10 protein-coding genes and 1 pseudogene are annotated in these 12,495 nt (G+C 69.5%); 1 reads left to right on the forward strand and 10 read right to left on the reverse strand.

The window, feature by feature from the left end; all coding sequences use genetic code 11:
* Positions 1–60: 60 nt before the first annotated feature.
* Positions 61–1,653, reverse strand: a complete 1,593-nt coding sequence (gene serA / locus ABIC47_RS13425; RefSeq protein WP_018190582.1) for a phosphoglycerate dehydrogenase — start codon at positions 1,651–1,653, stop codon at positions 61–63.
* A 147-nt stretch (positions 1,654–1,800) separates the two neighbouring features.
* On the opposite strand from serA, the gene ABIC47_RS13430 reads away from it, so the two are divergent.
* Positions 1,801–2,184 (forward strand): DoxX family protein, encoded by a 384-nt coding sequence (locus ABIC47_RS13430; protein WP_354481057.1) that lies wholly within the window; start codon positions 1,801–1,803, stop codon positions 2,182–2,184.
* A 21-nt stretch (positions 2,185–2,205) separates the two neighbouring features.
* On the opposite strand, the gene ABIC47_RS13435 is transcribed toward ABIC47_RS13430, so the two are convergent.
* From ABIC47_RS13435 to ABIC47_RS13475, 9 genes and pseudogenes are all read right to left on the reverse strand, one after another.
* Complete coding sequence (locus ABIC47_RS13435; RefSeq protein ID WP_354481059.1) at positions 2,206–2,937, reverse strand: copper homeostasis protein CutC; 732 nt, start codon at positions 2,935–2,937, stop codon at positions 2,206–2,208.
* 75 nt (positions 2,938–3,012) lie between these two features.
* Positions 3,013–4,056 (reverse strand): annotated as a pseudogene (ilvC, locus tag ABIC47_RS13440) (ketol-acid reductoisomerase); the annotation flags it as partial.
* A gap of 45 nt (positions 4,057–4,101) precedes the next feature.
* On the reverse strand, positions 4,102–4,611 hold the full coding sequence (gene ilvN / locus ABIC47_RS13445) for an acetolactate synthase small subunit (RefSeq protein ID WP_026307135.1): 510 nt from the start codon (positions 4,609–4,611) through the stop codon (positions 4,102–4,104).
* 2 nt (positions 4,612–4,613) lie between these two features.
* On the reverse strand, positions 4,614–6,428 hold the full coding sequence (locus ABIC47_RS13450) for an acetolactate synthase large subunit (RefSeq protein ID WP_502910248.1): 1,815 nt from the start codon (positions 6,426–6,428) through the stop codon (positions 4,614–4,616).
* Between the two features lie 44 nt (positions 6,429–6,472).
* Complete coding sequence (gene ilvD, locus ABIC47_RS13455; protein ID WP_018190576.1) at positions 6,473–8,167, reverse strand: dihydroxy-acid dehydratase; 1,695 nt, start codon at positions 8,165–8,167, stop codon at positions 6,473–6,475.
* A 72-nt stretch (positions 8,168–8,239) separates the two neighbouring features.
* The gene (gene otsB / locus ABIC47_RS13460; RefSeq protein WP_354481062.1) at positions 8,240–9,064 is read right to left on the reverse strand and encodes a trehalose-phosphatase; all 825 of its coding nucleotides are present in this window, start codon (positions 9,062–9,064) and stop codon (positions 8,240–8,242) included.
* Between the two features lie 52 nt (positions 9,065–9,116).
* Positions 9,117–10,589: an alpha,alpha-trehalose-phosphate synthase (UDP-forming) gene (otsA, locus tag ABIC47_RS13465; RefSeq protein ID WP_089875392.1), complete on the reverse strand. Its 1,473-nt coding sequence runs from the start codon at positions 10,587–10,589 to the stop codon at positions 9,117–9,119.
* A gap of 161 nt (positions 10,590–10,750) precedes the next feature.
* Positions 10,751–11,668 (reverse strand): SGNH/GDSL hydrolase family protein, encoded by a 918-nt coding sequence (locus ABIC47_RS13470; RefSeq protein WP_354481064.1) that lies wholly within the window; start codon positions 11,666–11,668, stop codon positions 10,751–10,753.
* Positions 11,669–11,703: 35 nt separating this feature from the next.
* The gene (locus ABIC47_RS13475) at positions 11,704–12,390 is read right to left on the reverse strand and encodes a TetR/AcrR family transcriptional regulator (protein ID WP_020075056.1); all 687 of its coding nucleotides are present in this window, start codon (positions 12,388–12,390) and stop codon (positions 11,704–11,706) included.
* Positions 12,391–12,495: the final 105 nt, after the last annotated feature.

Consider the following 12,495-nt stretch of genomic DNA (forward strand, 5'->3'; position numbering starts at 1 on the left):
TCAGCCCGGCTGATGCGTGGCGGGCCTCCGACCGTAGTGGCCGGAGACCCGCGACACCGGTCAGGACTCGGTGATGTCGATCTCCTGCATCAGGTCGGCGTCGATCGCGAGGCGCACCTTCTCGAGCAGGCCGTCCGGCACGCGTGAGTCGACGGTGAGGACGCTGAGCGCCTTGCCGCCGGCCGACGTCCGCGCGACCTGCATGCCCGCGATGTTGATCGCGGCCTCGCCGAACTCGCGGCCGTAGACCGCGACGATGCCCGGGCGGTCGTCGTAGACCATGACCACGAGGTGCTCGGCGACCGGAACCTCGACGTCGTAGCCGTTGATGCCGACGATCTTCTCGATCTGCTTCGGCCCGGTCAGGGTGCCCGACACGGAGATCTGCGAGCCGTCGCTGAGCGCGCCGCGCAGGGTGATCAGGTTGCGGTACTCCTCGCTCACCGAGTCGGTGATGAGGCGCACCTCGATGCCGCGCTGGTCGGCGAGCAACGGTGCGTTCACGTACGACACCGTCTCGCTGACGATGTTGGTGAAGATGCCCTTGAGCGCAGCGAGCTTCAGCACGCTGACGTCGTAGTCGGCGAGCTCGCCGCGCACCTCGACGTCGACGCTCGTCACCGGGCTGCTGGCGAGCCCGGAGAACACCTGGCCGAGCTTCTCGACCAGCGGGATGCCGGGACGCACGTACGGGTCGATGACGCCTCCCGCGACGTTCACGGCGTCGGGCACGAGCTCGCCCGAGAGCGCCAGCCGCACGGAGCGCGCCACCGAGACGCCCGCCTTCTCCTGTGCCTCGTCGGTGGAGGCGCCCAGGTGCGGTGTCACGACGACGTTCTCGAGCGCGAGCAGCGGCGAGTCCTGCGGCGGCTCCGAGACGAACACGTCGAGGCCGGCGCCGGCGATCGTGCCGGTGGTCAGGGCGCGGTAGAGCGCATCCTCGTCGATCAGGCCGCCGCGGGCGACGTTGACGATGAACGCCGTCTTTTTCATCAGCGCCAGCTGGTCGTCGGAGATCATGCCGGTCGTCTCGGGCGTCTTCGGCATGTGGATCGTGATGAAGTCGGACTGCGCGAGCAGCTCGTCGAGGGTGACCAGCTGGACGCCGAGCTGCTGCGCCCGCGCGCTCGTGACATAGGGGTCGTACGCGATGACGTTGGTGCCGAACGACTGCAGGCGTGCGGTGATGAGCGCGCCGATCCGGCCGAGGCCGATGATGCCGATCGTCTTCTCGTACAGCTCGACGCCGGTGTACTTCGAGCGCTTCCACTGCCCCTGAGCGAGCGCGTTGTGCGCGGCCGGGATGTGGCGCGCGAGGCTCAGGATGTGGCCGACCGTCAATTCCGCGGCCGAGATGATGTTCGAGGTGGGCGCGTTGACGACCATCACGCCGGCATTGGTCGCCGTCTTGATGTCGACGTTGTCGAGCCCGACGCCCGCGCGGGCGATGACCTTCAGCACCGGTGCGGCCGCGATGACCTCGGCATCCACCTTGGTCGCGGAGCGCACCAGGATGGCGTCGGCGTCGGCGACCGCCGAGAGGAGCGCCGGCCGGTCGGTCCCGTCCACCGAGCGGATCTCGAAGTCGGGCCCGAGGGCGTCGACGGTGGCGGGCGAGAGTTCTTCGGCGATCAGGACGACCGGCTTTGTCACGTGGCAGTTCCTTACAGAGTGCGAGGGCTGGCTTGGGAGGACTGCGCCACGGTCGGTGGGGCGCGGAACGGCTTAACTCTAGCGGGACGCCACTCCCGCCTTTCGCCGCGTTACGCCCGCCTGTGGACAACCGCAGGGGAGGATGGCATGGTGACACTTCTGGAAATCGCACAGCTCATCGTCCGCATCCTGCTCGCGGCGGTGTTCGTCGCGATGGGGACGCTGCACTTCGTCCCGGGGCCGGCTCGCGGCATGGCGGCGATGGTCCCGCCGGCCCTGCGGGTGGTGCGTCCGAGCGTCCTGGTGGCGTTCACCGGCGTCTGCGAGATCCTCGGCGGCATCGGGCTCCTGATCCCGGCCACGCGCGTCCCCGCCGCCCTCTGCCTGGCGGTCTTCCTGGTGGCGGTCTTCCCGGCGAACGCCTACGCCGCAGGCAAGACCGAGCGGTTCGGCGTCTTCGCGACGCCCCTCGTCCCGCGCCTCATCCTGCAGATCGTGCTGATCGCGCTCTGCGTGTTCTGCGCGCTGTAGCCGCATGTTCAGCGGAGCGCCTCAGCGCCGACGCTTCGCCGTCTCCACCGCCGCACGGACGATCCGGGCATCCGTGATGTCGTAGGTCGCCGCGCCTCCGCCCGGGCCGCTGGGCGACCCGTGCACCGCGTCGCGCGCAGACAGGTGCACCGCATCCACCCCGGTCGCCACGATCTCGGGGATGTCGTCGACGCGCACTCCCCCGCCCGCCATCACCTGCAGCCGGCCGCCCACGCGGTCCGTCAGCTGCCGCAGCATCCCGACGCCGTCGATGCTGCGCTCCGCGCCGCCGGAGGTGAGGATGCGCGCGACGCCGAGCTCCGCCAGCCGCTCCGCCGCACGCACCGGGTCCGGCGCGACGTCGATCGCGCGATGGAACGTCACGCTGAGCGGACCAGCCGCGTCGACGATGGCCGCGACGGCCTCCGCATCGACGGCCCCGCTGTCGTTCAACGCGCCGACGACCACGCCCGCAGCACCGGCCTCGCGGGCGAACCGCACATCGGCGACGGTCAGCGCCACCTCGTCGGCGTCGTAGACGAACCCGCCGCCGCGCGGGCGGACCAGCACGTGGACGAATCCGTCACGACCCGTGTCGCGCGACTCGGCGACCGCGCCGGCGATCAGGGCCGCGGAGGGCGTGAGCCCGCCCATCCCGAGCGCGCTGCACAGCTCGACCCGGTCGGCTCCCCCCGCCAGCGCGACGCGGACGCCGACGACGTCCTGCACGGCGATCTCGACGGCGATGCCCATGTGGCTCCTGACGCAGAAGGGTGCCGCACGCGTCGCGTGCGGCCCCCTGAGACTACTGCGTCGTGCGTGCTGCGATCAGCGCGCGACCTCGCCGTCGACGTAGTCGTCGTCGTTCGACGCGTTCCACGCGAAGAGCTTGCGCAGCTCGCGGCCGGTGGCCTCGATGGGGTGCTGCTCACCCTTCTTGCGGAGGGCCAGGAATTCCGGCGCGCCGGCGTCCTGGTCGGCGATGAAGCGCTTGGCGAAGGTGCCGTCCTGGATGTCGGAGAGCACCGCCTTCATGTTCTCCTTCACGTGCGGGTCGATGACGCGCGGGCCGGAGACGTAGTCGCCGTACTCGGCCGTGTCGGAGACGCTCCAGCGCTGCTTGGCGATGCCGCCCTCCCACATCAGGTCGACGATGAGCTTGAGTTCGTGCAGCACCTCGAAGTAGGCGACCTGCGGCTGATAGCCGGCCTCGGTCAGGGTCTCGAAGCCGTACTGGACGAGCTGCGAGACACCGCCGCAGAGCACGGCCTGCTCACCGAAGAGGTCCGTCTCGGTCTCCTCGGTGAACGTGGTCTTGATGCCGCCGGCGCGGAGGCCGCCGATCGCCTTCGCGTACGAGAGCACGAGCGGCCAGGCGTTGCCCGACGCGTCCTTCTCGACGGCGACGATGACGGGGACGCCACGGCCGGCCTCGTACTCGCGGCGCACCGTGTGGCCCGGACCCTTCGGGGCGACCATGATCACGTCGACGCCCTCGGGCGCCTCGATGTAGCCGAAGCGGATGTTGAAGCCGTGCCCGAAGACGAGGGCGTTGCCCTCCTGCAGGTTGTCCTTGATGTCGTCGGCGTACAGGTGACGCTGCACCTGGTCCGGCGCGAGGATGACGATGACGTCGGCCCAGGCCGCGGCGTCGGAGGCGCTGAGGACGCGGAAGCCCGCCTCCTCCGCCTTCGGCTTCGACTTCGAGCCCTCCTTCAGGCCGATGACGACCTCGACGCCCGAGTCGCGGAGGTTCTGCGCGTGCGCGTGGCCCTGCGAGCCGTAACCGATGACGGCGACCTTCTTGCCCTGGATGATCGAGAGGTCCGCGTCGTTGTCGTAGTAGATCTCAGCCACTGCTGCTTCTCCTTGCTGGTTGGTTCGTGCGTGAAATGGTCGGCTCGCCGTGCGGCGGCCTCAGTTCCGGAAGACGCGCTCGGTGATGGACTTGCCGCCGCGGCCGATCGCGAGGAGGCCCGACTGGGCCATCTCCTTGATGCCGTACGGCTCGAGCACCTTGAGCAGCGCCTGCGTCTTGCCGCTGTCGCCGGTGACCTCGATCACCAGCGCATCCGTCGCGACGTCGACGACGCGGGCGCGGAAGAGGTTCACGGCCTCGAGCACCTGCGAACGCGTGGAGTTGTCCACCCGCACCTTGATGAGCAGGTGCTCGCGCTGCACCGACTGCGCGGGGTCGAGCTCCACGATCTTGATGACGTTGATCAGCTTGTTGAGCTGCTTGGTCACCTGCTCGAGCGGGAGGTCCTCGACGTCCACCACGACGGTGATGCGCGAAAGGCCGTCGACCTCGCTCGTGCCCACCGCGAGCGAGTGGATGTTGAAGCCGCGACGGGCGAACAGCCCGGCCACGCGGGTCAGCAGACCCGGCTTGTCCTCCACGAGGAGGCTCAGAACGTGCGTGCTCATGGTCACTCCCCTCCGAACGACGGGCTGTGGTCGCGGGCGTACTGGACGTAGCTGTTGCTGACGCCCTGCGGGACCATCGGCCACACCATGGCGTCGGCGCTGACCACGAAGTCGATCACCACGGGGCGGTCGTTGGTCTCCAGCGCCAGCTTGATGGCGGCGTCGACCTCCTCCTCCTTGGTGACGCGGATGCCGAGGGCGCCGTACGCCTCGGCCAGCTTCACGAAGTCGGGGACGCGCACGGTGTCGTGGCCCGTGTTCAGGTCGGTGTTGGAGTAGCGCCCGTCGTAGAACAAGGTCTGCCACTGCCGCACCATCCCGAGCGACGAGTTGTTGATGATCGCCACCTTGATCGGGATGTTGTTGATCGTGCAGGTGGCGAGCTCCTGATTGGTCATCTGGAAGCAGCCGTCGCCGTCGATCGACCACACCACGCGGTCCGGCTGGGCGACCTTCGCACCCATGGCAGCGGGGACCGAGTAGCCCATGGTCCCGGCTCCGCCCGAGTTGAGCCACGAGTTGGGGCGCTCATACTTGATGAACTGGGCGGCCCACATCTGGTGCTGGCCCACGCCCGCCGTGTAGATGCCCTCGGGCCCGGTGAGCTCACCGATCCGCTGGATGACGTACTGCGGCGCCAGCAGGCCGTCGCTGGTGGCCGAGTACCCGAGCGGGAACTCCTCGCGGAGTCCGTTCAGGTAGGTCCACCACTCGACGAGGTCGGGCTTGCCGGAGCGGGTCGCGTCCTGGAACGCGGCGGTCAGATCGACGATGACGTCCTTGGCATCGCCGACGATGGGGACGTCGGCGACACGGATCTTGGAGATCTCGGCAGGGTCGACGTCGACGTGCACGATCTTCGCGTTGGGCGCGAACAGGGAGGTGTTGCCGGTGACGCGGTCGTCGAACCGCGCGCCGAGCGAGACGATGAGGTCGGACTCCTGGAGCGAGAGCACGGCGGGCACCGTCCCGTGCATGCCGGGCATGCCGAGGTGCTGCTTGTGCGTGTCCGGGAAGGCGCCGCGCGCGGTGAGCGTGGTGACGACGGGGGCGCCCGTCGCCTCGGCGAGTTCGAACAGCTCCTGCGACGCGCGGGCGCGGATCACTCCGCCGCCCACGTAGAGCACCGGCTTCTTGGCCTCGGCGAGCAGCTGGGCCGCTGCCAGGACCTGCTTGCCGTGCGCCTTGGTGATCGGCCGGTAGCCCGGCAGGTCGACCTTCGGCGGCCACACGAACGGGGCGGTGTTCTGCTGCGCGTCCTTGGTGATGTCGACGAGGACGGGGCCAGGACGACCGGTGCCGGCGATGTGGTACGCCGCCGCGATCGTCGCGGGGATGTCCTCGACATCCTTCACCAGGAAGGAGTGCTTGGTGATCGGCATCGTGATGCCCACGATGTCGGCCTCCTGGAACGCGTCCGTGCCCATCAGCGTGGAGAAGACCTGGCCGGTGATGAACACGACGGGGACGGAGTCCATGTGCGCGTCCATGATCGCCGTGACGAGGTTGGTGGCGCCGGGGCCGGAGGTCGCCATGGCGACACCGACCTTGTTGGACGCCACCGCGTAGCCCTCGGCGGCATGGCCGCCGCCCTGCTCGTGACGGACGAGGATGTGACGGATCCGGGTGGAATCCATGATCGCGTCGTAGATGGGGAGGATGGCACCCCCGGGGAGCCCGAAGACGTCGGTGACGCCGAGGAGCTCGAGGGTGCGGACGACCGACTGCGAGCCGGTCAGGATCTCGGGCGACGCCTTGGACGGCGTCGCGGACGGCAACACACTGCTGGGGGTTGCATCCGTGGACATGCCTGTCATCAGTCCTTACATACTGCGGTGGTGGGTGGTGGTGCGAACGGCCCCTACCCGGTGACGGCTCCTTCAGCTGCGGAGCGCACGAGCTTGGAGAACTTCGCGAGAACGCCACGGGTATAGCGCGGGGGAAGAGGCGCCCAGCCTTCACGGCGGGCGGTCAGCTCAGACTCGTCGACAAGTAGGTCGAGGGAGCGAGCCGCGATATCGACCCGTATCAGATCACCATCGCGCACGAAGGCGATGGGACCTGCGTCCACCGCTTCGGGTGCTATGTGGCCGATGCACAGGCCGGTTGTGCCGCCTGAGAATCGTCCGTCCGTCAATAGTAGTACATCCTTGCCGAGGCCTGCGCCCTTGATGGCGGCGGTGATGGCGAGCATCTCGCGCATGCCCGGGCCGCCCTTCGGGCCCTCGTAGCGGATGATCACGACATCGCCGGCCTTGATACTGCCCTCGGTGAGGGCGTCCATGGCGGCACGCTCGCGCTCGAAGACCCGTGCGGGGCCCTCGAACACCTCGGCGTCGAAGCCGGCCGTCTTGACGACGGCGCCCTCAGGGGCCAGGGAGCCCTTGAGGATGGTGATGCCGCCGGTGGGGTGGATGGGGTTGTCGAGCGAGCGCATGACCTCGCCGTCCGGTGCGGGCGGGTTGATCTCGGCGAGGTTCTCGGCGACGGTCTTGCCGGTGACGGTGAGGCAGTCGCCGTGCAGGAGGCCCGCGTCCAGCAGCGCCTTCATGACGACCGGGACGCCGCCGTGACGGTCGACGTCGTTCATGACGTACTTGCCGAACGGCTTCAGGTCGCCGATGTGCGGCACCTTGTCGCCGATGCGGTTGAAGTCGTCGATGGTGAGGTCGACCTCGGCCTCGTGCGCGATCGCGAGCAGGTGGAGGACGACGTTGGTCGAGCCGCCGAACGCCATGGCGACGGCGATGGCGTTCTCGAACGCCTCCTTCGTCAGGATGTCCCGCGCGGTGATGCCCTTCTTGAGAAGGTTCACGACGGCCTCGCCCGAACGGTGCGCGTAGTAGTCGCGGCGGCGGTCGGCCGAGGGCGGCGCGGCCGAGCCCGGAAGGCTCATCCCGAGCGCCTCGGCGACGGAAGCCATCGTGTTGGCGGTGTACATGCCGCCGCACGCGCCCTCGCCCGGGGCGATGGCGCACTCGATGCGCTTGAGGTCCTCTTCGCTCATCTTGCCGGCCTTGCACGCGCCGACCGCCTCGAAGGAGTCGATGATCGTGACGTCCTTCTCCGTGCCGTCGGAAAGCTTGACCCAGCCGGGGGCGATCGAACCCGCATAGAGGAACACCGCGGAGAGGTCGAGGCGGGCGGCCGCCATCAGCATGCCGGGGAGCGACTTGTCGCATCCCGCGAGCAGGACGGTGCCGTCGAGGCGCTCGGCCATCATGACGGTCTCGACCGAGTCGGCGATGACCTCGCGCGACACGAGCGAGAAGTGCATGCCCTCGTGACCCATCGAGATGCCATCAGAGACGGAGATGGTGCCGAACTGGAGCGGGTACCCGCCGCCCGCGTGGACGCCTTCCTTGGCGCCCTGCGCGAGTCGGTCGAGGGAGAGGTTGCAGGGGGTGATCTCGTTCCAGGAGCTGGCGATGCCGATCTGCGGCTTCTCCCAGTCTTCATCACCCATGCCGACGGCGCGGAGCATCCCGCGGCTGGTGGTGGCTTCGATCCCGTCCGTGACGACGCGCGAACGCGGCTTCCAATCGACTTCTGGCATGGAACAACTCTAGGACGTCTCGAATGCCGCTCCGACCATGCGTCCCCTGCCTGGGGAGAGCTCGCGAAGGCGTCAGTCTGTGGACGAGTTCGTGTGCGCCTCGCGCGCCTGCGCCAGCAGGCCCAGCAGGGTGGCGATCGCGCGCTCGTCCGCGACCCGGTACTGCGCGGCCGTCTCGCCCGTCCCGACCTTGATGCCCACGTCGCCGCGCTCGGGGTGCAGCACCGCGAAGCCGTCCTCGTCGGTCACGTCGTCGCCGGCGAACAGCACCGCGGTCGCGTGCGTGTACTCGCGCAGTCGCTCGACCCCGTCGCCTTTGTTCGCGCCGCGCACGGAGAACTCGATGATGTCCTTGCCGTCGCGGATGGTGAGGCCGTCGCTGACCGCCGCCGCGGCCTCGCGGGCGCGGGCGACGACCTCCGGTCCGCGCTCGGCTGCCACGAGGCGGTAGTGCACGCCGAAGCCGACCGGCTTGATCTCGAGCTTGGTGCCGGGGATGTCGTCCACGAGCGCCTGCAGCGCCTCGCCGAGCCGCCCCAGGGTCTCCTGCTCCTCCGGGCTCAGGTCGAGGGAAACGCCGTCGCGGCCGAAGCGGATCTCCACGCCGTGCGAGCCGATCAGCAGCGCGTCCTCGTCCGCCTCCGTGACGGTCTCGAGGCTCGACAGCGGGCGGCCGGAGACGTACGCGACCCAGGTGTCCGGCAGGTGCTCGAGGCGGTCGAGCGCGGCCTTCGACTCGGGCAGCGCTCGGGCGCCCCGCGGCACATCCACGAAGGGGGCCAGCGTACCGTCGAAGTCGAGGGCGAGCAGAAGTCGGTCGGCACGCGCCATCTCCTGCAGTGCCGACGCGAGGGCGATGGCGGAGGCGGGCGGGCGGTGCGAAGCGGTGTCGGTCATGCGTCTTTCCTGCAGGGAGTGGGGCGAGGGATGCGGCTCAGCGCCGGCCGGGTCAGCGCCGGTTGACCGGCGGGTTCTGCAGCGGGTGGTCGCCGTGCGCGCTGCGGGTCAGAGCGTCGAGGAAGGACGCCGACCAGCGGGCGACGTCGTTCGTCAGCACTTTCTTGCGCAGTGCGCGCATCCGCCGCGTGCGGTCTCGCCGCGGCATCGCGAGCGCCTGCAGCACGGTCTCCTTGAGGCCCTCGATGTCGTGCGGGTTGATGAGGAGCGCCTGCCGGAGCTCGTCGGAGGCGCCGGCGAACTCGCTCAGGACGAGCACGCCGTCCTCGTCCACCCGGGTCGCCACGTACTCCTTCGCGACGAGGTTCATGCCGTCGCGGAGCGCCGTGACGAGCATGACGTCGGCGGCGAGGTACAGCGCCACCATCTCCTCGCGGGGGTAGCCGTGGTGGAGGTAGGCGATCGCGGTGTGGCCGAGGGTGGAGTAGTCGCCGTTGATGCGGCCGACGGTCAGCTCGATCTCGTCGCGCAGCTGCCGGTAGGTCTCGACACGCTCGCGGCTGGGGCTGGCGACCTGGACGAGCGTGACGTCCTCCGCGTTCAGCCGGCCCTCTTCGAGCAGCTCGCCGAAGGCCTTGAGCCGGTGACCGATCCCCTTCGTGTAGTCGAGGCGGTCGACGCCGAGCATGATCTTCTCGGGGTTGCCGAGCTCCTCGCGGATCTCACGGGCGCGGGCCTGGATCTCCGGCTTCCGCGCGAGCTCCTGGTACTGGTCGGCGTCGATGGAGATCGGGAACGCGCGGGCGAGCACCGTGCGCACCAGGCCGCCGCGGCGGTCGGTGGTGACGTGTCGGTGCGAGCCGGCCTCCGGGTCGTCCGTGTCGATCGGCACCTCGATGATGGGGCCGCGCGTCTCGAAGCCCTTGAGGCGGCGGACGGCGCGTGAGAAGTTGCCGGCGTCGGCGACGCGCTGGAAGCCGATCACGTCGGCTCCGAGCAGGCCGTCGATGATCTGGCGGCGCCAGGGCAGCTGCGAGTAGATGCCGTACGGCGGGAACGGGATGTGGTTGAAGAAGCCGATCACGAGGTCCGGCCGCAGCTCGCGCAGCATCGCGGGGACGAGCTGCAGCTGGTAGTCGTGCACCCAGACGACGGCGCCGGGCGCCGAGACGGAGGCGGCGGCCTGGGCGAACCGGCGGTTGACCTTCACGTAGGTCTCCCACCACTCGCGGTGGTAGCTCGGCTGCGCGATGACGTCGTGATACAGCGGCCACAGGGTGTCGTTGGAGAAGCCCTCGTAGTACTCCTGCAGCTCCTGATCGGACAGCGGGACGGGCAGGATGTTGATGCCGCCGGCCTCGAAGGGCTCGATCTCCTCCCCCGCGACGCCGGCCCAGCCGATCCAGATGCCGTCCTGCGACCGCATCACCGGCTCGAGCGCCGCCACCAGCCCGCCGGGCGATGGCCGCCAGTCGGCGTTCCCGCTCTCGTCGATCACCCGGTCGACGGGCAGTCGGTTGGACACGATGACCAGGTCGTACGTGTCGTCGTTCTCGGTGGTGCTCGCGGCGGTCGTCGTCGATTCAGGCGTTGCGGTGATGGTGGGTCAACTCCCTCGAGGGGTCGGGACGTGGACACCAGCCAGGGTACCAGCGTCCTCCGAGCCCCCTCAGGGGGCGTTCGCGGCTAGTGCGCCTTCCCGAGCAGCTGGATGAGCCGGCTCGCGTATTCGGCGTATCCGGCGCCGGTGGGGTGGAAGACGTCCGGGCCGGTCGTGTTGAGCCACGGCTTCCGATCGCCGATCGCGTGCCCGGCGAAGTCGACGGGAAGGTAGGTCATCGCCTTGCCGGCCGCCCTCTGTTCGTCGACCGCCTGGCGGATCACCTCGTTCAGCCCGAGCGTCGCGGCATTGATCGCCGCCGCCGTGCCGAAGTCGGGTGCGTTCGGGTCGGACGCGTCGTACAGGAGGGTGTAGCCGGTCACGACGATGCGCGCGTTGGGCGCGGACTGCGCGATCGCGCTGTAGACCGTGTCGAGCCGGTCGGGCAGCACGTTCAGCAGCGAGAGGGCGGCCGTGACCTCGTTGCGGCACGCCGTGGCCTTGCCCGCCGCGCAGTCCCCTGCGATCGCGGCGACGCCGAGGTCGTTGCCGCCGATGCTGACGGTCACGAGGTCCGTACGGTCATCGAGCGCGATCAGCTGGTGCTTCAGGAGGTCGGAGGTGGTCGCTCCGGCGCAGGCCGCGTTGACGACGAGGTCGATGCCGGCGTCGCGCGCGAAGACGGTGGGATAGGCGCGCGGGCTCAGCCGGCACTTCCCCTTCTCGTCGCCGCCGCCCATGCCCGCGGCGAACGAGTCGCCGAGGGCGACGTACCGGGTGGATGCGGTGAGCGGCTCCTTGGGGAACGGGTCGGGAGTCGCCGTCGGCGTCGGGACGGCGGTCGACTCGGCATGCGGCGTGTCGGCGCTGGTCGGCGCGGACGAGCACGCCGTCAGGACCGTGAGGACGGCCGCCGTGGCGAGCAGTGCGACCGAGCGGAGCACACGCGAGGAGCGCGGCGCGCGCAGGAGCGCACGGGAGGTCCGGGATGCTTCGGGTCGCATCCCATCGAGGGTAGTCGCCGACGCTTGGCGAACGCTCAAACGCGCTCGGTCAGCGCCAGCAGGATCGCGGGAACCGACTCGGAGAGCCGCTCGGTGAACGTCCGCTCGTCCCCGGCGAGCACCGCGCGGGCTTCGCCGCTGGCGCACAGCTCTGCGATCACGCGGACGGCCTCCTCCGGGGCGATCGTGAAGCGGCGCCGGGCGCTCGCGAGCGCTTCGACGACGATCTCGGTGAGGTCGGCGAAGAACTCGTCGTGATAGCGGAGGTAGTCGGCGGCGATGGCGTGGTCGCGGAGCGCCATGAGCTGGAACTCGGCCTGCACGAGCCACCATCGCCGGTCGTCGGACTGCAGCTCGAGGATGTGCGTGATGGTCTGCAGCACATCCTCGTCGGAGAGCCCGGCTCCCCCGGCACCGACGAGCGGCGCCAGGAACTGCGCGACGCCGGTGTTCAGCTGTTCGAGCCGCATGGTCTTCTCGCGCTCCATCAGCGCGAAGAACAGCTCCTCCTTGCTGGAGAAGTTGGAGTAGAACGCGCCGCGGGTGAAGCCGGCCGCCTCGGCGATCGTCTCGACGCTGGCCGCGCGTACGCCCTGCTCCGCGAACACGTCGAAGGCCGCGTCGAGCAGGCGCGCGCGGGTGCGCTGACGCCGCGCCGACTCGGCCGGGATGTCCTCGGGAACGCCGGTGGTGACGCCCTCGCTGAGAGTCGTGCTGTCCAAGCTGAAACCTTCCTGAAGGAGCTATCGATACAGGAGTGTATCCGATACGGTCGTGTACGGATACAAAGGTGTATCGAACCGCTCCTCACCCCTTTTCGGTACTCA

Origin of the sequence: Leifsonia sp. 563, assembly GCF_040545055.1 — a bacterium.
In the GTDB taxonomy this organism is placed as follows: Bacteria; Actinomycetota; Actinomycetes; order Actinomycetales; family Microbacteriaceae; genus Leifsonia.